Annotated in this window: 20 protein-coding genes; 12 read left to right on the top strand and 8 right to left on the bottom strand. The window is 43.6% G+C overall.

Going from position 1 to position 23,920, the window contains the following annotated elements; all coding sequences use genetic code 11:
• Positions 1 to 107: 107 nt before the first annotated feature.
• On the bottom strand, positions 108 to 2,540 hold the full coding sequence (locus tag A8O23_RS18270) for a glycoside hydrolase family 31 protein (protein WP_239693444.1): 2,433 nt from the start codon (positions 2,538 to 2,540) through the stop codon (positions 108 to 110).
• A gap of 215 nt (positions 2,541 to 2,755) precedes the next feature.
• Between A8O23_RS18270 and A8O23_RS18265 the strand changes: the two genes are divergently transcribed.
• A complete protein-coding gene (locus tag A8O23_RS18265) occupies positions 2,756 to 4,075 on the top strand; it encodes a glycosyltransferase family 4 protein (RefSeq protein ID WP_082883153.1) in 1,320 nt (439 codons plus the stop codon).
• A gap of 174 nt (positions 4,076 to 4,249) precedes the next feature.
• Here the strand turns inward: A8O23_RS18265 and A8O23_RS18260 are convergent, their stop codons facing one another.
• Positions 4,250 to 6,271, bottom strand: coding sequence for an alpha amylase C-terminal domain-containing protein (locus A8O23_RS18260; RefSeq protein WP_066624570.1), 2,022 nt, complete (start codon positions 6,269 to 6,271; stop codon positions 4,250 to 4,252).
• Between the two features lie 202 nt (positions 6,272 to 6,473).
• Between A8O23_RS18260 and A8O23_RS18255 the strand changes: the two genes are divergently transcribed.
• Complete coding sequence (locus A8O23_RS18255; RefSeq protein ID WP_066624569.1) at positions 6,474 to 9,293, top strand: DUF4961 domain-containing protein; 2,820 nt, start codon at positions 6,474 to 6,476, stop codon at positions 9,291 to 9,293.
• Between the two features lie 195 nt (positions 9,294 to 9,488).
• Positions 9,489 to 9,998 carry a YciE/YciF ferroxidase family protein gene (locus A8O23_RS18250; protein WP_066624568.1) on the top strand — a complete coding sequence of 170 codons (510 nt, stop codon included), beginning with the start codon at positions 9,489 to 9,491 and terminating at the stop codon, positions 9,996 to 9,998.
• Positions 9,999 to 10,062: 64 nt separating this feature from the next.
• On the opposite strand, the gene A8O23_RS18245 is transcribed toward A8O23_RS18250, so the two are convergent.
• From A8O23_RS18245 to A8O23_RS18225, 5 genes are all read right to left on the bottom strand, one after another.
• Positions 10,063 to 10,797 (bottom strand): ThuA domain-containing protein, encoded by a 735-nt coding sequence (locus tag A8O23_RS18245; protein WP_066624565.1) that lies wholly within the window; start codon positions 10,795 to 10,797, stop codon positions 10,063 to 10,065.
• A gap of 49 nt (positions 10,798 to 10,846) precedes the next feature.
• Positions 10,847 to 11,998 carry a transglutaminase domain-containing protein gene (locus A8O23_RS18240; protein ID WP_066624562.1) on the bottom strand — a complete coding sequence of 384 codons (1,152 nt, stop codon included), beginning with the start codon at positions 11,996 to 11,998 and terminating at the stop codon, positions 10,847 to 10,849.
• Positions 11,999 to 12,149: 151 nt separating this feature from the next.
• The gene (locus A8O23_RS18235) at positions 12,150 to 13,592 is read right to left on the bottom strand and encodes a glycogen-binding domain-containing protein (protein WP_161486766.1); all 1,443 of its coding nucleotides are present in this window, start codon (positions 13,590 to 13,592) and stop codon (positions 12,150 to 12,152) included.
• A gap of 26 nt (positions 13,593 to 13,618) precedes the next feature.
• Entirely contained in the window at positions 13,619 to 14,599 is a 981-nt protein-coding gene (locus A8O23_RS18230) for an aspartyl protease family protein (protein WP_239693447.1), read from the bottom strand.
• Between the two features lie 175 nt (positions 14,600 to 14,774).
• Positions 14,775 to 15,164 (bottom strand): hypothetical protein, encoded by a 390-nt coding sequence (locus tag A8O23_RS18225; RefSeq protein WP_153042273.1) that lies wholly within the window; start codon positions 15,162 to 15,164, stop codon positions 14,775 to 14,777.
• A 574-nt stretch (positions 15,165 to 15,738) separates the two neighbouring features.
• On the opposite strand from A8O23_RS18225, the gene A8O23_RS18220 reads away from it, so the two are divergent.
• From A8O23_RS18220 to A8O23_RS18190, 7 genes are all read left to right on the top strand, one after another.
• A complete protein-coding gene (locus A8O23_RS18220; protein ID WP_066624550.1) occupies positions 15,739 to 16,038 on the top strand; it encodes an antibiotic biosynthesis monooxygenase family protein in 300 nt (99 codons plus the stop codon).
• Positions 16,039 to 16,047: 9 nt separating this feature from the next.
• Entirely contained in the window at positions 16,048 to 17,109 is a 1,062-nt protein-coding gene (locus tag A8O23_RS18215) for a cobalamin B12-binding domain-containing protein (protein ID WP_066624697.1), read from the top strand.
• A 10-nt stretch (positions 17,110 to 17,119) separates the two neighbouring features.
• On the top strand, positions 17,120 to 17,611 hold the full coding sequence (locus A8O23_RS18210; protein WP_066624548.1) for a hypothetical protein: 492 nt from the start codon (positions 17,120 to 17,122) through the stop codon (positions 17,609 to 17,611).
• Positions 17,612 to 17,878: 267 nt separating this feature from the next.
• The gene (locus A8O23_RS22115) at positions 17,879 to 18,241 is read left to right on the top strand and encodes a hypothetical protein (protein WP_066624540.1); all 363 of its coding nucleotides are present in this window, start codon (positions 17,879 to 17,881) and stop codon (positions 18,239 to 18,241) included.
• 28 nt (positions 18,242 to 18,269) lie between these two features.
• Positions 18,270 to 18,596: a hypothetical protein gene (locus A8O23_RS18200; protein ID WP_066624539.1), complete on the top strand. Its 327-nt coding sequence runs from the start codon at positions 18,270 to 18,272 to the stop codon at positions 18,594 to 18,596.
• 138 nt (positions 18,597 to 18,734) lie between these two features.
• A complete protein-coding gene (locus tag A8O23_RS18195) occupies positions 18,735 to 19,199 on the top strand; it encodes a site-specific integrase (protein ID WP_153042272.1) in 465 nt (154 codons plus the stop codon).
• A gap of 570 nt (positions 19,200 to 19,769) precedes the next feature.
• The gene (locus tag A8O23_RS18190) at positions 19,770 to 20,849 is read left to right on the top strand and encodes a sensor histidine kinase (RefSeq protein ID WP_066624536.1); all 1,080 of its coding nucleotides are present in this window, start codon (positions 19,770 to 19,772) and stop codon (positions 20,847 to 20,849) included.
• A gap of 95 nt (positions 20,850 to 20,944) precedes the next feature.
• On the opposite strand, the gene A8O23_RS18185 is transcribed toward A8O23_RS18190, so the two are convergent.
• Positions 20,945 to 21,226, bottom strand: coding sequence for a hypothetical protein (locus tag A8O23_RS18185; protein WP_066624533.1), 282 nt, complete (start codon positions 21,224 to 21,226; stop codon positions 20,945 to 20,947).
• 567 nt (positions 21,227 to 21,793) lie between these two features.
• Between A8O23_RS18185 and A8O23_RS18180 the strand changes: the two genes are divergently transcribed.
• Both A8O23_RS18180 and A8O23_RS18175 read left to right on the top strand, forming a co-directional pair.
• Positions 21,794 to 22,177 carry a DUF305 domain-containing protein gene (locus A8O23_RS18180; protein WP_153042271.1) on the top strand — a complete coding sequence of 128 codons (384 nt, stop codon included), beginning with the start codon at positions 21,794 to 21,796 and terminating at the stop codon, positions 22,175 to 22,177.
• A gap of 646 nt (positions 22,178 to 22,823) precedes the next feature.
• The gene (locus A8O23_RS18175; RefSeq protein WP_066624531.1) at positions 22,824 to 23,900 is read left to right on the top strand and encodes a sensor histidine kinase; all 1,077 of its coding nucleotides are present in this window, start codon (positions 22,824 to 22,826) and stop codon (positions 23,898 to 23,900) included.
• The last annotated feature ends 20 nt before the right edge of the window (positions 23,901 to 23,920 follow it).

Below are 23,920 nucleotides of genomic sequence, written 5' to 3'. Positions count from 1 at the left end.
CAAACTAGAAAAAGCTACGGCTTTAGCATAATAAACAAGTCTGTGTTTTAGGGCTGTTTTAGCCAAAACAGCCCTAAAACACACGACTTGTTGTTGATAAGCGTTCTCTAAACAGATGTTTTTGGTTCAGAGTGCAGACTGAGCAGCTCAAAAGCTGCCGGCACTTTCACCAAGAGCAAATTGCTTTCTGGTACCGTTTCAAAAGGTATTTCCTGTTCGTCTACCACCACTGTGGCCGTTGGCGCCGGTAACCCGTGAATCACCACATGGTACATGCTGTAGTTATCTGAACCCTTGCCCTCCCTTTTCTGTGAAACAGAAAAGGTGGTAAAGGAAGTGGCCGTGAAGAAAGTTTTATGCAGGTAATTTCCTTCTGCGTAGCCATAGCCTTCACCACCGTCTTCATATAGTACACTTTGGCAGGAGTTTTCACTGTAATACACGTGAAGAGAGACTTCAGGTGCCTCTATCTGACCAACATACTGTTGTACCGGGTACAGAGGTAATACTGCTCCAGCCCTGATGAACATAGGCACACGATTTAATGGAGCATCAGCCCAAACCTCTTGTTTACCAGTTTCCAATTTATCTGTCCAGAAGTCATACCACTCGCCTTGCGGCAGGTACATGATTCGTCCGTCTACTCCCGGTTGCGTGATAGGGCAGACCAGTACATGGTCGCCCATGCAAAACTCAGCCATACGGTAATAACACTCCGGGTCGTTCTGATCCAACAAAGCCAGCGGACGCAGCATTGGGGTGCCGTGGGTGGCGTATTGCCAGAAGGTGGTATAGATGTAGGGAAGTAATTGGTACCGCAATTCAATGAACTGCCGGGCCAAAGATGTATACGGCTCCCCAAATGACCATGGCTCCTGATCTCCGTGGTCACCAGAGGAGTGAGTGCGGCAGAAAGGATGGAAAATACCCAATTGCAACCACCGGATGTACAGTTCACCGTCTGGTGTTTCAATAAAGCCCCCAATGTCTGAGCCCACAAATGAAATTCCAGAGATACTCAAGCGTTGGCACTGAATATTGGCTAACCATAAATGGTCCCAAGAGGCTATGTTATCGCCGGTCCAGGCAGAGGCGTAGCGTTGCACCCCAGCGTAACCAGAACGGGTAATGGTGAAAGGACGGTTAGGGTGCACGAATTTCTTTACTCCCTCATAAGTTGCCCGTGCCATTTGCATGCCGTATATATTGTGCGCTTTCCGGTGGCTGCAAGGTTCTCCGTCAAAGGAGTGACGTACGTCATTAGGGAAAGTACCAATTTCAAACACAGCGGGTTCGTTCATGTCATTCCAAACACCTGCAATGCCCGTTTCCATTAACCCCTCAAACAAACCTGTCCACCACTCGCGCACATCTGGCCGGGTAAAATCTGGGAAGTGGCAGAGCCCAGGCCAAACGGTGCCTTTGTACAGCGGCCCATCAGCGCGACGGCAGAAATAGTCATTCTCTATGCCTTGCTGGAACACTTCGTAGTCCGGGTCAATCTTGATGCCCGGGTCAATGATCACCACAGTCTTAAATCCGTCCTCCTTTAGTTCCTGCACCATGCGCTTGGGCTCAGGGAAATAATTTTTAGACCAGGTGAAGCATCTAAATCCTTCCATGTAGTCAATGTCCAGGTACAGGGCGTCGCACGGAATCTGACGGTCACGGAAACCTTTGGCGATGTCATTTACCACACTTTCTGGGTAGTAGCTCCATTTACATTGGTGGTACCCCAGCGACCATAGCGGTGGCAGCTCAGGAGTACCCGTTAAAAGTGTGTATTTCTGTACTACCTCAGTAAGGGTAGGGCCGTAAATGAAATAATAATCCATGACACCGCCTTGGGCCCAGAAGCTGGTGATTTCTGTGCGTTCGCTGCCAAAATCAAAGAAGGAACGGAAGGTGTTGTCAAAGAAGACACCGTAAGCCTGCCGGTTGTGCAGGCCCATAAAAAAATTAATGTTCTTGTACAGTGGGTCAGAACCTTTGGTGTAGCCATACGTGTCGGCACCCCAGTTCTCGAAGCGCTTGCCCCGCAGGTTCATGTTTTCGGCTTTATCACCTAACCCATAGTAGAATTCTCTGGGGCGGGCGTGCTTGCTCATTTTCACTATCTCGCCGCCGTAATCTTTGTGGTCTTGCCAGTGGAACCCTTTTTCATCTTCTAACAGCACCTGGCCAGATTTGTCTACTATGCGGGAACGCAGTCCTTTTTTGGTAATGGTGCAGATAAGTTCTTTGGTCGTTAACCGGTAATGGTCGTGCAGCTCCTTTACTTTCAGTTTTACGTTTTCCTGCAGTCTGTCCGGAGCAATAGCATAAGAGAAGTCTCTGCCAAAGCCAGCGCTCGTGGCAAATCTGAAGCGTATTGTATGTTGGTTTATGGCTTCTACACGTAAGGCAACATGGTTGTCACAGGTAAATACCGCAAAATTTTTATCGTTTTCAACCTGAGTAACGGTTCCCGCGAAGTATTCTTCGTGCTTCGCCCCCAGGTCATTGATCATGTAATTGTTATCCTGTATTGATTCGTTCATAGTGTCATTAAAAGTTTGGGCAGCAAGCGGAGTAAGTCTTCGTACTAATTCATTAGAAACTTGTATTAGTACTGAAAGTTACGTTGGTGGCTGCTCTTGGCGGCAAAGAAGCAAAAATAAATAGATTTCCCTTGACTATATTTGCAGATATTGCTGCGTTTATATGTTTATGCCTTATATTGTGGCATCTGGAATAAAGGAGTTTTGAGTAAAAAATGAAAAGACTGCGTGTACTAATGCTGGGTTGGGAAGACCAGCCGATTCTGAATGGTGGAGTTGGAAAAGCTTGCTTCCATTTAGCAAAGGCTTTGGCCAAAGAGGTGGACCTTACAATGATTGTGCCTCAAGCCCAAGACAAGGCTTTAGAGAAACATGCCGAAGTGTTTGGCCTAAAAGATATAGACCTAGCGGAGGTGCAACAAGCTCCTGCTGAGAGAAATCTGGAGCGTTTTGCCAAGACACTGCGTGTGTCTGCTAACTTATTACCCTATGATAATGCCCCGGTTGCCTCACCTGAAGAGGAGGAGGAGCTGGCTGATATCATCACCAAAGAAGTAGAAGCGGTAGAAGCATCGGCACCGTCTGCGCCTAGTGCTAAAGCCAACCCTGAAATTGCTTTGGCTTCTATGGCCAAAGGAACCATGAACTTTGAGGTAATCCAATTCGCCCGCTATGCGGCCCGTCTGGCTTCTCATCGTGAAATAGACGTGGTGTATGCCCATGACTGGATGACTTTCTTGGCTGGTATTGAAATCAAAACCCAGCGTAAAGTTCCGTTGGTGCTGCACGTGCACAGCCTTTCGTTTGACAGACAGGCAGGAGACCCAGTGGGTTGGGTGTATGAGCTGGAGGTAAAGGCAATGGAAAAAGCAGATCTTGTTTTAGCCGTCAGCGACAGAACCGCCCAAATGATTGTCAAACGGTACGGAATTCCAGCTAAAAAGGTAAAGGTTGTATACAACGGCTGCTCTGATTGTACAGTTCAGGAACCAGCCAAGTCGGCTGTCAACCAAGTTGCCTTTCTGGGCCGCATGGTCTCACAGAAAGGACCTCTGCAGTTCTTGAAAATAGCCAAAAAAGTAGCAAGTAAAGACGGTAATGTTCATTTCGTCATGGGTGGCCATGGCCCTCTTTTGGAAGATGCAAAACAGCAGGCCCAAAAGTTAGGACTAGAGAAAACCGTTACCTTTACCGGTTTTTTACCACCTGAGCAAGCTGAGGAGCTCCTCCTGAATTCAGGGGTGTATTGTCTGCCTGCTTTATCTGAGCCTTTCGGATTGTCTGTGTTAGAGGCTACACAAGCCGGTCTTCCCGTAGTTATCAGCAATCAAACTGGTGCCGGTGAGGTGTTACCAGAAGCCTGTGTGGCCGATTATCATGACGTGGATGCCATGGCTGAAGAGATTCTGCACTTACTGAAAGACAGCAGATACCGCAAGAAAAAAGTTGAGGCAAACCAGCAAGCCATCAAAGAAATGACCTGGGATGCTACCGCTGATAAGGTACTAGATGCTTTATATGGGGTAATAGATTAACAACAATCATAGTACCATTAACAATACCAACAAAAAGGCTCCTCTGATAAAGGAGCCTTTTTGTTGGTCCATACTACTTGTTCTTCGCCAATGGAGGTCAGTGAAGATTTATAAATTATCCCTCTCTGTTTTGCGCCTGTTTTCTACAAAAGAGGCGCAAAACAGAATTATTTATCAGTCTCTTCTGGCTAACACCAGTGCTGAACGGTTTGGTAAATAAATACTCATTCTAGGGCCATAGGCTGTAGGTTGGGTAAAGTATAGAATAGAGGTGTCTACTCGGTTATGACCGCCTGTTTCAGGTGAATCAGAGGAAAGAATTATTTGGTAAGTTCCTGCATGATCTACAGGGAAAATATAGTCAGGAACTGAATGGCTAACATGGAAATTGAAGAGAAACAGCAGACCTCCGCGTTCAAAAACTATTACGTTATTGTGGTTGTCCTGGTGCAGTTTATGGGCTGTTCCTCCTTCTAACATCTTGTGTTTTTTGGCCACAGTTAACATGTCTTTTTCAAACTGCCACAAGTGGCGGTAGCGTAAATCTGGGTTATCTACCAATGACCATTGCCTGCGGGCATATTGGTAGCTCCAATTGTTTCCTTCACGCGGAAAGTCTACCCACTCTGGGTGACCAAACTCGTTGCCCATAAAGGTGAGGTAAGCTTCGCCCCCAAGAGCCATGGTGAACAGCCTGATCATTTTGTGCAGGGCAATGCCGCGGTCAATAATCAGACTTTTGTCACTGGTACGCATGTGGGTATACATCTCTTTGTCCATGAGCCAGAAAGCAATGGTCTTGTCACCCACCAAGGATTGATCATGAGATTCAGCGTAGGCAACTGTTTTCTCTAAAGGCCGGCGGTTGGTAAGCTCGTGCCAGAACTCATCCAGGTTCCACTCTTCGTCTTTTTTGTGCTTTAAGGTCTTGATCCAGTAATCAGGTATTCCCATGCCCAACCTGAAGTCAAAGCCCACTCCGCCTTCTTTTATTGGTCGGCACAGACCAGGCATACCGCTCATGTCTTCTGCAATCAAAATAGAACCGGCCTTGCATGTATGAGAAAGGTCGGTGGCAAGCTGCATGTACAGAATAGCGTCTTCGTCTACTCCGGCATCAAAGTATTTGTCATAATGGTCAAACGCGACGCCTTCGCCGTGGTGGTGGTACAACATAGAAGTAACCCCATCAAATCGGAAACCATCTATATGAAACTCTTCGAGCCAGTATTTAACATTAGAAAGTAAGAATCTGCGAACCTCAGGCACGCCGTAGTTGAACAATTTAGAATCCCAGCCGGGGTGGTGGCCGCGCGGCCCAGCGTGAAAGTATTGCCCGTTAGAGCCATCAAAATTCACGAGTCCCTCTGCTTCGTTTTTTACCGCATGGGCGTGTATCAAATCCATGACCACTGCAATACCCAGGCGGTGCGCCTCATTGATCATGTATTTCAGGTCTTCAGGAGTGCCGAAACGTGAGGTAGGGGCAAAGAAGTTAGACACGTGATAGCCAAAGGAACCATAGTAGGGGTGCTCGGCCAGCGCCATTAGCTGAATGCAGTTGTACCCTGTCTCTTTTATGCGCGGTAGAATCTGGTCAGCAAACTCACGGTATGTTCCAACACCATGCTTTTCCTGGGCCATGCCCACATGACATTCGTAAATAAGGGGGTGCTTTACTTTTTTAACGCTGAACTTCTGGTCTGTCCACTCAAATTCCACTTCCGGAGCCCACACCTGACCCGAGAAATCATAAGTTTGGGGGTCTTGCACTGCCCTGAACACAAAAGGTGACACTCGGTCTTTAGCTGAGTTGTCTGCTCCTATAACATGTACTTTGTAGCGGTGGCCGTGTTTTATCTGTACCTCAGATTCAGGCAAGAAAATTTCCCAAATGCCCTCTTCATTTCTGGTAAGCTGGTGTTGCGATCGATCCCAAAAGTTGAAATCACCGATGAGGAAAAGGGCCTTTGCGGCAGGAGCCCATTCACGGTAACGCCAGCCTTTGTTCTCTGGCTCATAATGAAGGCCCATTTGCTTGTACCATGAGGCATAATCAGAAAGACTGCCGGCGTCATTAACTATGCCTTTCTGCACCTCTTTAAACCTTTTTAACCTTTGCTCCAGCTTTGGGGCATAAGGGGTAAGCCAAGAGTCTGATGTTACAAGCGGGAGAGAAGTCTTCGTCTTAGGCATGGGTCTAGTATATAGTTGGGGTAAATTACGTTTCTACGCAGCACAGTGCAACTGGTAAGGCGTTAGATTTTAAATGGGTGTAAAAATGATAAAAAAGGCATTGGTTAATAAGGTATAATTAATAAATTGCTAAGGAAATCGATTTCGTAAATTCGTTTTCAATTCTTTCAGATTGTTTTACCTTATAAACTTTGCCTATTGTATGAAAACTACGTTTCGTTTGCTTGGCTTGTTGCTGGTGTTTCTGGTGCAGGCGGTACAGGCGCAGGTGGTCACATGGTCTCCGGCTTTCCCCACCGCTGATGAGCCTGTCACTATTACGTTTGATGCTACCAAAGGCACCGGTGGTTTGGCCAATGTGGCTCCTCCTATTTACGCCCATACTGGTGTATTAACGAACAACAGCGCCAATGAGTCTGATTGGAAGCATGTGATAGCTGGGTGGACTACAAACCTTGAAAAAGCCAGAATGGAGCCTTTAGGTAATAATATGTACCGGATCACCCTAACACCCCGCACTTACTATAACGTACCGGCCAATGAAGAAATCAAGGCTCTGATGTTTGTGTTCCGGAACTCTAACGGTAGCCGGGAGGGAAAAGATACAGGGGGCAAAGACATACAGGTTCCTATCTACCAAACCGGCAACATTAACGTTTCTTTTTCACAGCCTACAGTAGGCATGAATGGGCTGTTTGTGAACCAGAACCAAGTGGTGGAGGTGCAGGGAAACTCATCTGCCAGCGCAAAGCTAATGCTGTACATAAACGGCGAAAAAGTACAGGAAGAAGCCAATGCCACCATCATTACACGTTCTGTCACCGCAACCACTACCGGTGCCAATAAAGTGAAACTGGTAGCTGAGGTGAACAACACCATTACGGCAGATTCTTTCACTTTTGTGGTTCGGGCACCTATGCCCGTAGAGGCCTTGCCCGCCAATGCCAAAGACGGCGTCACTTACCTGAGCCCCACCAGTGTACTGCTTCACCTTTATGCTCCCGGAAAGCAAAGTGCTTATGTAGTGGGTGGGTTTAATAATTGGGTAGTAGGAGCCACTCCTATGAACAAAACCCCCGATGGAAATCGATTTTGGGTTCAGATTAATAATCTTACTCCGGGGCAGGAATATGCTTACCAGTATCTGGTAGATGAAAACATAAGAATAGGAGATCCTTACGCTGAAAAAGTACTGGACCCTAATGAAGACCGATACATCTCTGCAGAAACATACCCTAACCTGATGCCTTACCCCACCGGAAAAGCCAGCGGAATGGTTACGGTATTTCAGACAAGTCAGCCAGAGTACACTTGGCAAGTGGCAAATTTTGATAAGCCCAAGAAAACAGATTTGGTCATTTATGAACTGTTGGTACGTGACTTTATAGAAAAGCATGATTACCAGACCATGATTGACACCCTGAACTATTTGAGCCGGCTGGGAGTGAACGCCATAGAGTTAATGCCGGTGCAGGAGTTTGAAGGCAACTTAAGCTGGGGATATAACCCCGCCTATTACTTCGCTCCAGATAAATACTATGGCACAAAGCAGAAGCTGAAGCAGTTTATTGATGCCGCCCATGCGCGTGGTATGGCGGTGATATTAGACATGGTGTTAAACCATTCATACGGGCAATCACCTATGGTGCAGCTGTATTACAACAGTGCTACCGGCCAAACAACACCTGAAAGCCCCTGGTTTAACCCCACCCCTAAACATGAGGCAAACGTAGGCCATGATTTCAACCATGAGAGTGCGGCCACTAAGTACTTTATTGACAGGGTAAATGAATTCTGGTTGCAGGAGTACAAAGTAGACGGTTACCGTTTCGACCTTTCTAAAGGCTTCACTCAGAAGCAGACGATAGGAAGTTGGGATGCCTGGGCCCAATATGACCAAAGCCGGATAGATATTCTAAAACGCATGGCAGACCACATCTGGTCAGTAGATGATGACGCGTATGTAATTCTGGAGCATTTTGCCAATAATGATGAAGAAACAGTTCTAGCTAATTACGGAATGATGCTGTGGGGTAACCTGCACACAAACTACAAAGAAGCTATTCTGGGCTATACCAATAACTCCAACTTCAACTGGATCTCCTATAAACAACGTGGCTGGAGCCATCCGCATGTGGTAGGCTACATGGAAAGCCATGATGAGGAACGCCAAATGGTAGAGGCACTGCAGTACGGTAACAGCACCACCGGTTACAACATAAAGAACCTGAACACCGCCTTGGAAAGGATGCAGTTAGCCGCCGGATTTTTCTTCACCATACCCGGTCCTAAAATGATTTGGCAATTTGGAGAGTTGGGATATGATATTCCAATCAATCAAAACGGCCGCACCGGAAACAAGCCTATCTTGTGGAATTACTACACCGTGCCGGAGCGTAAAAAACTCTATGATGTGTACTTGGCGCTAATTAAACTACGCATTGATCACCCAGCTTTCGAGACAACAGATTATAACCTTAATTTATCTGGTGCGCTTAAATCTATTCACTTAAACCATTCTAGCATGAATGTAACGGTGCTGGGGAATTTTGGCGTAACCGCGGGCAACATCAACCCTAACTTCCAGAGCACTGGCACTTGGTATGACTACATAACCGGTCAGGAGGTAACTGTAAACAATGTGAACCAGAACATTGCCCTGCAGCCAGGTGAACTTCGTTTATATACCTCTGTCAGATTAAATGACAACGGAATATTGACCAAGGTAAAAGAAGAAAAGGGCGGACTGGTGGAAAGCATGGTGGCGTACCCTAACCCTACTGTTTCTGGCTTACTGAACGTGAGGTACACGTTAGCTTCCTCTTCAGAAGTGACTTTACAACTGTATGATCAGGTTGGGCGCCTGGTAGTGAACCGCTCTTTAGGCCGTCAGGCAGCAGGTAGCCAGCAACTACAGCAAACTCTCACTTCAGACAAAGGTGCCAAGCTTTCTCCAGGTATGTATTTGTGCAAGCTTATCACTGGCAGTACCGCTAAAACAGTACAGGTACTGGTTCTGTAAGCTTCCTTCATTGTTGCAGACTTAGCGGGCTGTTTTGGGACTGATTTTCAGAAATCAGCTTCAAAACAGCCCGCTGCCTTTACGTATTGTTCTAAAATGTTGATTACTGAAAACCGCCTGGCAGATACTAACTACTAACACTCCCGCTCGTACCATAGGAGGTGAAATAGATGTTTAACTTTTAAAATACGAACCATGGCCGATTTAAAAACACTGCAGGACTTGCTAAGTCACGAGGTGCAGAATTTATACAGTGGTGAAAAGCTTATCTTGATGGGGTTGCCACGCATGATAGAGAAAGCGCAGAATAAAGAACTGAAAGAGGCATTCAGCAAACACCTGAAAGAAACAGAAGTTCAGATAGAGCGTCTGGAGAAAGTTGCCGCTCAACTTGGCATTAGTCCTGAAGGTGACGGTAACCCTAGTATGAAAGGTTTGATAGCCGAAGGGGAGAAGGTAATGCACAAAGACGCTACGCCAGAGGTAATGGATGCTTCTTTGATTTGCGGAGCCCAAAAGATAGAGCACTATGAAATTTCCGGCTACGGTACCGCCACTTATCTTGCAGAGGAACTAGGCTTTACCGAGATTGCCGACATGCTCAGAACAACCCTGGAAGAAGAGCAGAAAACAGATACTCTGCTCAATGTGATCGCTAAAAATAATGTGAACGTGAAAGCCATGCCCGGAAAAGGAATCCTTTAATGGACTTTATCATAAAAAGAAAGAGCTGCCCTTATAACAGAGCAGCTCTTTCTTTTTGTAAGGGTTATTTTCCAATGGCGTATTTGATGCCTCCTAAAAGGTGCTGTAAAAAGAGGGGCTCCTGAAAGCTTTCATTTGTATGGCCGCCGGCTGTGTAAAAGGCTCTGCCTCCATCAAACTCATGGTACCAAATAATAGGGTGTTGCTGGCCGTTCTTGCCCCCCTTGTAAGTGGTTTCATCTAAGGTGGCCAACACTTTAATATTGGGGTTAATGCTCTTGAAGTTGTACCACTCGTCACGGCGGTCCCAGCGGTCAGGCAAGAAGCTGGTAGATATATGAGATTTGTCTTGCACCACTACAGTCGCGTTCTGTACCTCAGGGTGGCTTTCAAAATAAGCGCCTACCAATTGATTGTACCAAGGCCAATCATACTCCGTGTCTGTAGCGGCATGAATCCCCACAAAACCGTTACCCGCCTGTATGTATTTTTCAAATGCTGTTTGCTGAACAGGGTTGAGCACATCTTGGGTAGTGCTCAAAAAAACAACCGCTTTGTATTTGGCAAGTGAATCAGGTGTGAAATAGGCGGCGTTTTTAGTGGTGTCTACTTTAAAGCCATTTTCTTGACCTAATTTTTGAATGGCTCTCAGCCCTTCAGGAATTGATTTGTGATAATAGCCAGTGGTTTTGTAAAAAACCAGAATGTTTGGAAGACTGCTTTTGGAATTCCCTTTTAAATTTTGTGTAGAGCAACCACAAAGAAAAAAGCAAACCAGAAAGAGTAGGGCTATTCGCATAAAGATATGACTTAGTGAACAAGAAAGGTAATGGGTTTAGGGCAGATGTTTAAACCTTCTGCCGTTGTTTTTCCATGATCTGCCGCTGTTTTTTAGCTTTTTGCTTATAGCTGTGCAGCCTTTTTTTGCAGCTCTTAATATTCTTTTTACAGGCCTTCAAAAAGTGCTTTCTCTTGCTCTTGCGCAAGTGGGGTAATGACTGCTGGTAATAAGAAAGCACCAATTGTTCCTGCTCCAGCCGCCCAAGCCAGTCCAAATCTTTGTTCTTGCTGTTGAGCAGAGACAAATGACTGCCATAGTTCATTAATGACAAACCCAATGTTACATGGTTCTTTGGGTTATAGCTATAGGCGGTGTAGCCCGAAAGTAATTCCCGGTAAGCAGGATTGAGCTTTTCTTGGGCAGCCAGCGTGTCGTTATAATTATAGCAGGTGTCAGGGCGTAAAAGGAGTGCTTCTACATTTGGCAGGCCCATTTGAAAATCAGATAGGGAGAGGGGGCAAGGAAGCAATTGCCACACCGGGTTATCAGGGAGATGGTCTAGTACAAAGTCTTCCGGATTTGTGAGGAAATATTGATCTCCAACAGAGATCTTCACTCGTTCTACCGTTTTCCCCTGGTGTACAACCTTAGTTTTTCGGATGCTTTTATTTTCCCAGGTGGGGTCTAGCAAGAACCATTCACCTTCAATGTTTACCGCATTCCAGGCGTGTTCAGACCAAGAAAAGGGTTTCTTGCTTTTGAAGTTGTATTCTCTGGTGTAGCCGCTTACCCAGGTGCTTTTTATGCCTGCCTGGGCACACATGGCGTTAAACAAATCTGCATAGCCTATACAAACGGCTCTCCGGTACCTAAGTATAAGGTGAGGTTTAATTCTTGGCCTCTTTTCTTTTCTGGCCAAATTATGATCGTAGTTTAAGTTACCCACTATCCAGGCGTAGATGCTACGTACCTTGTCCTGCTCCCTTTCATAGGGAAAAACCAGGTGGTGCGTTAATGTTTCAATGGAATGGGTGAGGTTTTTGGGTGTACGAAGTGCGTAGGCATCAATGGAATCTTGGGAGATATAATTGGCAAAAGGATCTTGGGCCTGAGCATGAAAGCCCAACAACAGCAGTAGAACCAGAAAACAGGCGCTTCTTATATAGGTATAGCCATGAGTAGGTGCCACAGAAAAAGTAGAAGAAGAGGAGTACCGCATTTCTGCTACCTAATATGCAGGTTTCCGCTGTAACTTAAGTAGAAATGAACAGTTTTTTTGATCAATCGCTAATCAGGAAGTTTCAAAAAGTCTGTTTTAGGCCTGCTTTTTCAAAAGCAGGCCTAAAACAGGTAATTGCTTTCAGAAAAAATTATTCAATCCAGAGGATAGAGTTGCCGGTATGGTGCTCGTTCTGTTCCCACAATTTATTAGAGGGGTCAATAATCCATTCTCCGTCCACCACAAATTTATAACGGTTCTTGCCTAAGGGCAGGTGCACGCTGAAAACCCAGTCGTCGCCTTCTTTCTTCATGGGCAAGGCAGTAGGGCTCCACCCGTTGAAGTCGCCGGCCAAATAAACAGATCGTGCTTTGCCGTGCCCTTTCAGGCGGAAGGTATAATTGGGCTGAATGATCAAGTAGGAGTTGCCGCTGCCGTTGAAGTTTTCTACCGTTAGCGGGTTCAATGGGTCTTTTACCCACTGCCCATCCACTTTAAATTTGTATTCATAGTTACCGGGGCCTAAGGTATAAGGTATTTCCCAACCCGTAGCGGTATTGGTCAGGTACAGTTCATCTTCTCTCCAATTGTTGAACGAGCCAGCTAAAATGACTGTGCGGGCATTAGGAAAGCCGTTAAGCCTGAAAATCTGTGGGGTGCCAAATCTTTTAACTGAATTAACTCCTCCAAATTCGTCGGGGTAGCTGTCTTTATTGTTTCTGTCGTGGTGCCAGTTCCCGTCGGCTATGAATTTATACGTGTGGGTACCTTCAGCCAGGTACAGGGGCAAAGCCCAGCCGTCAGATTTCTTTTGCATCAACAGCTCTTTTTCGCGCCAGTTGTTAAAGCTGCCCGCCAGGTACACCCGTTTAGCCTGGGTAAAGCCGGGTAAAGAGAACAACGTGTTGGGCACAAAGAAAACCGAGTTTGTATTGCCCCTGCCATCGTTTTCTTTGATCTGGTTGTCACCGTCTAACACCCATTGGTGATCTACCACAAATTTATACCAGTACTTGCCCGGCTTTAGTTTTACCTGTGCCACCCAACCACTATCGGTTTTAATCATGCTTTGTGCAGTAGGCGACCAGTTATTGAAGCTACCTGCCAGTTTCACCTGGTTGGCTTTGGTATAATTGCGCAGGTAAAAAGTAACGGTAGAGTCTTGTACCGCAAAAGGAGCCTTGTTTTTAAAGCGGTTGTACCCAAACCGTACATTGCTATTCACTGCCGGGAAGAAGTTCTCAAAATCGGGTTGTTTGCCGGTGAGCATTATTTTCTCAGCGGGGTTCTCCAGATGCTCCAGACCCATAAGCGGCTTACTGATGACATATAAGCCGGGTGTGTTTTTCTCTAATTGCCAGCCTTGTTGCTGAAGAGAATCAGGTGATTGGTTTTTGAAAAGATGCTTCAGCCCCAGATCTTTTAAATCAAACTGAACAATAAAGCTGTCTACCGCGGCGGCAGTAAGATCTTTGCTGAGCTCAATAAACATTTTGCCGTTTTTAACGGTGTATTTTTTGACATGTGTTTGTGCGCTGACACCTACCGTTATCAGTAGAAAAAGCAACAGGGTGGCCAAAGTGAAGCGCGCCACACCAAATAAATTTTTCAGGGGCTGCCTCATTTGAATATATACATTTCTCGTCTCACAAAATTAAACCCGATCTTTTTGCTGTTCACCGTCAGAAAATCAAAGCCTAGCACTCCGTTTATACAGCCGTTATAAGAAAAACAGGTTTTCTCCAGGTTGGTTACCAATACCGGTAAATGGTCAATTGACAAAGTACCGAACACAATGTTCCGTAAATTCCCCCGAAGAGCTTCTGTTTTACGGCTATCTGTACCGGCTAACATCACTCTTCCGGTGATGGTTACATTCTCAAATATTTTATTAGGTAGGCGGCTGTCCAGCAGGTTTGTCTCGGCGCCGCTGTCAATAATGAAATCCACTTTTTTGCCCACTAATTCGCTCCGCACCACTATGCGGTTGTCCATCAATTCAAAGGGAATGGTGCTGGCCAGCGCCGAGGTGTCTTCTAATAAGCGGTTACGGTAGGTCTTAAATTCTTTTCTGCCCACTCTGTGGAAGTAAATTAAGCTTTTCTCATAGTCAATGATCATCTCGCATTGCCGGAACAGGTCCATGCCCAGTAAGCCCAGAATCTTTAATCCTTTGCTATTTTCAATGTGCCCCAGGTTGATCAGGTCAGCCCTGCTTCGCTGGTAAATTAAATCTCCTACGGTTAGTTTTTTTACCATGGTTTTCACCACTGAGGCTGAGGAGCCATTCACGCTGGTGCGTTCAGCAGTGGAGTTCCGGATGGTGGGGTAGTCACGAAAATAAGTAATATTCAATACCAGGTTCTGAGCACCCGTGTCTAGTATGAAATTACCTTCGGTTGTGTCAGCGGTGGCTTTAATTAGAATTAAATTACCTGCCCTAATAAAAGGCACTACACAAGACAAAGAATCGTCACCGGCCAACATCTCAGGAAAGAAAGCAGTGTCAAAAGGGTCAGGCAGGGAAGAAGTGGCAGGCTGTGGCTTCTCACTTTTAATAGGGGTACCACCGTTAGAATACCCGAAACTGCACAATGGCATCACGCTTGAAACCAGTACTAAAAAATATGTAACCCATCTGCTGAAAAGCGACATAAAGGCTGGTTCAAATAATGATAATCAGATAATAAGGGTGGAAGGAGGTAATCAAATAAACAAATAAAGCACAATAGCTGCCAATTGTTTTAAGTACAGCTGTACAAATATAGCAAAAGGGTTATCCTTTTCTTTTAAGCACTACAATTGTCTCCGGGTCTGAGGTGTCAAATTTTCTCGGACCGTCACCGTCCGGAAAAACCTGGTATTTGATGGTGTTTCTGTCCTGAAACTGAATAATACCCTCCAGAATTTCTTCTTCATCTTCCACCACGTTGATGATATCCAGCCAAATGGGGTTTTTCCTGAAATCGGCTTTGTAAGTGGCGGCGGGCATTTCTTCACCTTCCACGGTGAAAATTACTTTCTGGTTATCAATAAACTGCAAAACCGTATGAAAGCCATTCCCGTCTTCCCCTTCCCATTTGCCCACTAAATCTTTATAGGTTCTCTCTGGTGCCACACCCACAAAAGAAAGTAGTAAAAAAAGGAGCATCGATAGCTGGTACATGGTAATATTGGTAAGAGAGTTAGCCTTTGATACTAAGAAATTTGCTTTGGGTATAAATTGATACAAGATAAAGAAAAGGCGGCTTCTAATAAAGCAGGTATGTCATTATATTTTTATAGAAATCAGCCTGAACGGTTGAGTTCATTTGAAGAGGGACATCAGCCAGAGGTAATCCTGTAGAAGGGTAATTCTTGCTCAACTTTTTAAAGCTTTCCGGGCAGGGTAATTCTTCGATCCAAATAAAAGAAAGACCAGCTACAACCCTATGACCAAGGCGTTTTTAGCTTACTTTTTGTAAAACAGGCGAAAAACAGTTCAATCAATTCTTAATTAAAAATTCAAAATCAGATTAAATAAATGAATGGACAGGTAAGTTGTTGAGGTATTGTAGTTTATTAAATATAGGAGAAAAGATTTACTTGATAAATGACAGAAATTTCTTGGCGCTTCTCTTTAAGAAAGATAACTTGGCTTTAGGTAAACCCCTCTTTGCTGGACGGAAGAACAAAATATTGATGTTTATCAAATGTTTTAAAGTCCATCTGGTGGCGGTTTTTTCATTATATGCACTTATATGTTCATTGCCCTAAGTACATTTACCATAGCCAACGATATGGCGGAGGCCGTTAAGGAAGCTTTTCTTAACCGACCTAAATTAGTAAACGAAGCTCCTGGCTTTATTAAGATGCAGGTGATTTCGCCTACTGACAATCCGCAGGAAATCTGGCTTATTACCCAGTGGACCGATGAGGAGAGTTATAAAGTGTGGCACCACAGCCATTTGTACCATGAATCTCATAGTGGTATACCTAAAGGATTGAAGCTGGTGCCTCGTTCTGCCAAAGTGCGTTTTTTTGAACATATAGCAGACTAAGTGAAAAGCATGGCTGACACCAGTAAACAAACGGCCGCCATGTTAAAACGCATGTCTCCTAAATTGGCTGAAAGCGCCACAAAAATGGTGTTTCATCAGAATCCGGATTTGGCAAAACGTTATCGTGATGCAGGAAAAGAAAAGTGCCTGCAAGACACCAGCTACCACCTTTCTTACCTCATAGAAGCGGTAGCCTGTGACAGTGATGCCTTGTTCAGCGATTACGTGTTGTGGGCACAGCAGGTGTTGGCCACCCGCCAGTTGCCGGTGCAGGATTTTCATGCTAACCTCATTGCCTTGAAAGAGGCCGTTGCCCAAAACCTGCCCATTGACCAATACGTGCGGGTAGCCAACCACCTGAATGGTGCGTTGCAACTGCTTGAACAAAACAATAACATAAGGTATGTCACGACAGAGGCTCCCTTAGAACCTGTTGCCCAACAGTATCTGGAGTTATTATTATCCGGGCAACGGGCCGCCGCCACAGAACTTATTTTGGAGCAAGTAAACCAGGGCGTGACCGTGAAGGAAATATACCTGAAGGTTTTTCAACCGGTACAGCATAAGATTGGTCGCCTGTGGCAAACAAACAAAATAAGCGTGGCTCAGGAGCACTTCTGCACGGCCATCACTCAAAGTATTATGTCACAGCTCTACCCACTCATTTTCGGGACGGAGCGGAACGGACAAAAACTGATTGCTACCTGTGTTTCCGGCGATATGCATGAGTTGGGGGTGCGTATGGTTTGTGACTTTTTTGAAATGGAGGGCTGGGATACCTATTATTTAGGGGCTAATGTACCGGTAACGGCTATCATAAGTGCCATACGTGATCAAAAACCAGATTTGGTACTGCTTTCTGCTACCATGACTTTTCATGTGCCCGCCGTGAAAGATACCATAAAGGCCATAAAAGAAACTAAGGGACTGGAGCAGGTAAAAATACTAGTGGGCGGTTATCCGTTTAATACAGAGAAGAACCTTTGGAAAGAAGTAGGCGCCAATGGCTACGGCACCAATGCACAGGAAGCCTTACAAGTGGCGCAGAATCTTTTGGCGCAGGAGAAGTAAAGAAGTAATAATGGAGAAAAAGACAAAAGGAATTATTTGGCGCTGCAATTTGGCGGGAAAAGTGGTAGAGGTGGTGAAAACAGATTTTCCTGATGTAGCGAACCTGGCGCTGGACCAACAGTTCACGGATTTACTGGAGCCAGACTGCCTTGAAACAGTACGACAGTGGTGGAAGCTGTTCCCGCAGGAGTCTGCGCTGATGGGTGATATTTTCTTGAAAAACTATCCGCAAGACCAAGCTTTTACCTTAGGAGCTACTTTTACTACAGATGAAATTTGGCTTTTCTTGTCTACCGCCTCTGTAGCTCAGTCAGACACTTTTCAGATAGTAAATGGTCAGATAGAACCTTCCAAAATATGGGAACCCGATGTGCAGCATATAGAATTACTGGAAGAGCTGAGCCGGGTAAATAACCAATTGGTGAACGCCCGCCGCGAGCTTATCAGGCAAAACATTGAACTGCACCGGGCACACCAAAGAAATGAAGCTATCAAAAGCTAAGAAGGTGTTTTAGGTGTGTTTTCACAAAAACACACCTAAAACACCTTCTTAAAAGTTATAGAAAGGGCTATTCTAACCGTTGAACTAGGGGTCTTGTTTATTGTTGATAATCAGTGCTTTGTCTTTATTTGGTGCTTCTTGGTTTGCCTTGAAAATTGAAAGAATATTTTACACTTTATTTTACACCAAATACAAAGTCACTATTTACTGATTAACTTACAACAAACTCAGAGTAAAGGTAATGATAATGCTACTTCTTACAAGGCAGTGCTTCGGGTAAAATATTCTACGGATAGCGTTGGTACAAACGCTATTAGGAAAACAGTGGAGTCAAAGTCTACTTATTACTCACTTAAAATCAAATTGCCTGTTAAGCTGTGGAATAAGAAGTCTGGCACAGTCAGAAAAACCGATGCGGTAGATTACGTAGAAATAAATAAGGAAGTATCCGCTCGGATTAAAGATTTTGAGAACCTATCAGACAAGGAAGGTTTTAAGGCAACACTTAAAAGTAAGGAGTCATTTTTGTCTTATTTCGAAAATGAGTATTTACCAAGAGTAATCTATCATGGAAGCCGCATTAAGTATCAAACTGTTTTAAACAAGTTAATAGCCTTTATAAAGGGATAGGAAACAGGTGAATATTTTGTTTAGTGATATGGATACTAAATACATTTATGACCTTAATAGATTTTTCTTGTTAAAAATGTCAACCAATTCAGCTAATCATTACCTGAAGCTGACAAGGCAAGTGCTTGACAAAGCGATAGGTGAAAACTTCTATGATTTTCTCCGCCACCCGTTTACTTCCTTTGAATTTAAAAATACTAAAGTAAACAAGGTAGCATTGGGTGAGGATGAAATATCTAAGATATTTAAACTTTATCTTCTTGAGGGAGAGCAAATATGGGATACTAGAAATAAATTTCTTGCACAACTTTTCTTACAGTGCATACGGGTTTCTGACTTGCAGTTGCTTCGCTGAAATATGATAAAGAGTAATCACAGTGAATATAAAAGGTTTAAGACAGGCACTTTCATTAGTGTTTATATAAATGATATTGTATGAAATATTTTAATTTGTGAATTTAAAAAACTTGCTGAAAGGATAAGTATTAAGTCTTTGCGAACTATAAAAGGTATTGAAAAAGAATTGGTGAGACTAAATAACTATAAAATAGAAGTTTTAAAAAGTAGAGGTGTCAGAGGTGGTTTTGATTCCATAGTTAATGAGACGATTTCACTTGATTTAGCTAAAGAAGTAGAGAGTGTCCAAAGTCATTTATTTGAGAACTATAAGGAGCAAATCATGCAGTTTTCAATGCTACCAAAGAATGGAGAAATATTTATTTTTGACTTTTTGCGAGATTTTGATTTCAGGAATATTAAAAATAATGACTTTTCTAAGGTTACAGAAGCCCAGTATAAGAAGATGAAGAATAAGTCACTAGTTTATGATAGGCATCTGAAGTTGCTTCAAAAGAAGGCAGGGTTGAAAATTACATTGAAATCGCATCTTAGTCGGCATTCATACGCAAGCTTGATGCTTATGAATGGAGTAGATGTATATGACATTGTAAATCCTTAGGTCACGTAGGTGGATTGCAGGTTACGGAGAAATATCTATCGGGATTGAATGAAAATAATACATCAAAAATTAACAAAGAGATGGCTGAAATATTTTCTGTGAAGAAATCCTACTTGGAGGTTTTTGAACTAATAGAATCCGCAGTTGAAAATTGATTTCATTAAACAAATACAATCCGCAAATTACTTATACTGGTGGTATGTTGGGCGACTTGAAATCCCGTTTCAACTGCCAGGCACTATAAATACCCTGGATCGCCCCTTTATCTTATTCCTGCCGAAATTTTCTATAAGAAGCTGATGTACTTTTAATATCGTGCTGTGCTTTGACCTGTCTACCGTTTCTTCCAGAATAATACTGAGTATCTTCCGCACATGGTTCCATTCTGTAATATGTGAATGCAAGTTACCAGAAAACTTACCTAAACTATGATACTTTTTCTTGCCTTTCGTCTTTACTCTGGTTACGAATAATTTTAAACTGGCCTATGAGGGTAATCAATGTAAAACAAATTCACATAGATTTATGTAACTACTTTGGAATAATCAATATTCTTAAACACTTATACTCATGGGAAAGGCACCTGGAAATGCAGATAAAATTGGGAAGCTGATTGAGTTGAATGAGGAATTGGAGAACTACTTCAACAACACCATCATTCCTCAGCTTTTCGTGGATGCTGACATGAAGCTCCGCAAGTTCACCCCTGCCGCCATGACTCATTTCAAATTATCCGAAGGCGACTTAGGTAAGCACATTGATGATGTTTCCAATAACATAAGGTTCCCTACTATCATTGAAAACATACATGAGGTAATCGAAAGCAATGTGAGTCTGGAAAAGGAAATACAGACAACCGACCGAGTATGGTACCAGATGAACATCCTTCCCTATATAATCAGGAGAGAGAACAGAACCAATGGTGTTATCATCACCTTCATTGACATCAATGACCGCATACAGACACTAAAGAGCTATGAGAAGCTAAACAGGAACCATGAAGTTGTCATTCATGCACTGTACCATGATATTAAAGGCCCCATTTCCAATATGGAGGGTTTGGTGAGTATTCTCGGGGAAGCAAACGGTGACGGGGCCGTGATAAAAGAAGTTGAAGAGATGTTAACCTTAGCAGTATCAAAACTAAAGGAGACGGTGGACGACCTTGTGGACATAGGTGGGAATGACAGAGGTTTCGACCAGGAACCAGAGCGGGTAAACTTCGGCAATGTGATAGAGGATGCAAAGCTATCACTCAAAGACAAGATAACTGAAACTAAAGCGAATATTACCAGTGAGCTAAATGTAACAGAGATTAGTTTCTCCCGCAGGAACATCAGAAGCATCATTTACAACCTTATCAGCAATGCTATCAAATATAAATCGTCAGATAGGTCACCAGAAATCCAAATCAAAACGGAGGAGGTTGGAGAGTCTATTTTGCTCACAGTGAAAGATAACGGAATGGGTATGGAAGATGATAAGAGGTCGGTGATTTTCGACCGTTTTACCAGATTAAGAGACGATATCGAGGGGTCAGGTATAGGGTTATTCATAGTCAAGAACATGGTGGAAGGCATGGGGGGGGAAATTCAAGTGGAAAGCACCGAGGGTGAGGGAACCACCTTCAAGGTGTACTTCAGAAAGTAACAAACCTTATTTGGCTCCCTGTCCTAATTCTGAAACACCTGCTAATGCTGGTTGTCAAACGCTGTGATACGAAAGTTTGAGCGAGAACTTGCCTGTCAATTATAGGCTAAGAAATCATCTTCAAAGAAATGAGCTGGGGCAAGTATTGATTTTAACACACCATGGTTGTAGTCAACCTTCAGGATGGTGTAAGGGTTTTGGACGTTCCTGAAGTAGTAAACGTACCTGTCTATATGTGGCTCCTCATAGGTTGTTAAAACGGTGAACTCATTGCAAATTTGATGAATGGAGATTGAGGTAGACCCAATTTTAGGTATGTCAGTCAGCAAATAGCCGCCTTTCACAAACGACAGTACTTTCTCGCTGAGGTGGACCATGGTATTCCTATTTGATAGATTTCAATAATACATAAAGAATTGATTCTTAGTTTCCAATGGACTGTCTGGATGTAAGAAAATACGTATTTGAACCCGAAATACCGTGTTTCTTCGTTATATGAACACCTAATTCACAGGGAAGTCTAAGCTGTTTGCTGCTGTTGTTGCCTATGAGTTAAAAGCAGGAGACAGGATAAGCTATCCACCTGTTAGTGTCCTTAGAAAGTGTGGTGTGGCAGAAATTCCCAAAGGTATGAGTGAAGACGCAGTGAAATTCTATGGACTTAGAAATTTCGAAGCTCTTGTATTGTACGCCTAAATAATGTTCTTAAGATTATTCCTTAGACCTGCTATTAAAGTAGACGTTGCACTATCTAATAGTACAGATAATCGTATGTCTATGTATATACAGAAATTGTCTGCATAGAAAGTGAAATAAGCACAACAACCTTATAAAAGACGAAATGGAGAATAACTACGGAATGGCTCATCACAAAGGAGGTAAGAGTAACTACACGAAATTCGTATTGATGTTACTTTGCTCCTTTATCGCAATGTACAATAACAATGTACCTTAACACTTACGAGATAGACCATGTTTCCTTCAGTCTCACATGGTTTTACATGGCTTGCTTAGGTATTGCCGCAATGGCAGTGATAATGTTTTTCTTCATGAAGGACATGTACAAGAACAAGAACATAGCTATTGTTCTGGGTAGTCTGTTGTTGTTTATAGGTGCTTTAGCTTTGGCAAGGACTCAAACCCCAATTGGTGATGTGCTGTACATGAAAGCTATGATTCCGCACCATTCGATAGCTATTCTCGCAAGTGAAAGGGCAGATATAAAAGACCCAGAGGTAAGGAAAATGAAAGAGGAAATAATTAAGGCACAAGAAAAGGGAATTGCAGAAATGAAAGCTCACATCAAAAGGTTGAAGTCAGGCAAATAATCTTAAGTGCGGAAAGCATCCAAACATAAATCGATTGGCCTTTAGGGAATCATATCTAAGTCAAGTTTACAAAAAAATTAATATTAAATGTAATAGCCAAGGTACAGGCCATTACTCATGGATGCATGCCTACATATAGATAAACTATCACTATAGGGTTGGTTTCCACCTGAGGGTGTCCTTGATATATTTGGAGTTTCAGGAATGTCAATGTCTGTGACCAGATACGTGAGACTATCGCTTAGGAGGCATAACGAAATACTTTCAAGGTACGCTTTGATGGTATATTCCTGCCTCACCTGAACCCGTCAAACTTCAGGTGGGGTAGGAATGCCAATTTGTATTTCATATGGTCGGGGTATAGCATCCATGTACTTGTGTTACGGTTCAATAATGTAGCAATGCCAAATTAGCTTAGCAAGGACAATAAATGTAATTCGGTCTAATGAATGAAGCATAAACTGTTTGATTGCCTTTACATGGTAGAAACCCCTTCTTTTCTTAAAATATAAGCTCATTTTTGCACATAAATGAGTTATTTCATTGTTGAGAAAAGCATAGGTGAACAAAGTCCTTTAGATATATGTAGGATTCAATTGTTAAAAATTGATGAACTTTAAAAAATTAATTTATACGAATCCTGCTCATGGGTACAGCATCTGGAAGAAATAACGAAATTGAAAAGCTTATTGAGCTAAACGAAGAGTTAGAGAACTACTTCAATAACACCATCATACCTCAACTTTTCGTGGATGCCGACATGATACTGCGCAAGTTCACGCCTGCGGCCATGACGCAGTTCAGCCTCTCGAGCAGTGACCTCGGCAAGCATATAGAAGATGTAGCAAACAACATCCGATTCCCCACCATTTTAGACAATATACATGAGGTGATTGACAGCAAACTTGGTCTGGAAAAAGAGATTCAGACCACTGACAAGCTGTGGTACCAGATGAACATCCTTCCCTACATCATAAGAAAAGAGAACAGGGCAAACGGTGTCATTATCACTTTCATAGACATCAATGACCGCATCCTGACCCTGAAGGGGTATGAGCAGCTTAACAAGAGGTATCGTAACGCCATGTATACCATCTCGCATGATTTGAGGGGGCCACTCAGCAACATGGGTAGCCTGATAAATATACTGACGGAAAAATCCACCAGTCAGGAAGATAAAGAGCAGGTTCTGGTTCTGTTGGGAAAGTCGGTAGAGTATCTCGATAAAACCATAGCGGAACTGACTGAGGTGGAGGAAACCGACCGAGACTTCGACAACGCCTCTGAGCGGGTGAATTTCGAGAATCTGATAGAGGATTCCCTGCTCGCCCTAAAGGACAAAATAGATGCTTCTGGCGCAGTGTTCGGAACCGAGATAAACAAATCGGAGATACACCTTCCCAGGAAGAACGTCAGGAGCATTGTCTTCAACCTTCTCAGTAACGCCATCAAGTACAAATCGCCAGACAGGTCACCGCTGATACGCATCAAGACGGAGATATCCGAAGGCTTCACCATGCTTTCCGTCAGCGACAATGGAATTGGGATAGAGCAAGACAAAATAGAATTGATTTTCAACCGATACACCAGGCTTCGGGAAGATGTGGAAGGGAGAGGTGTTGGCCTCTTCATAGTCAAGAACATGGTCGAGGAAATGGGTGGGAAGATTGAGGTGGATAGTACGTTGGGCGAAGGCTCCACCTTCAGGGTGTACTTCAGGTAATAGCTAATACGGATATTTCT

The sequence above is a fragment of the Rufibacter roseus genome, assembly GCF_001647285.1.
Taxonomy (GTDB): Bacteria; Bacteroidota; Bacteroidia; order Cytophagales; family Hymenobacteraceae; genus Nibribacter; species Nibribacter roseus.
Note: the sequence above shows the minus strand (reverse complement) of the source record. Positions and strands in the feature narration are given on the sequence as shown.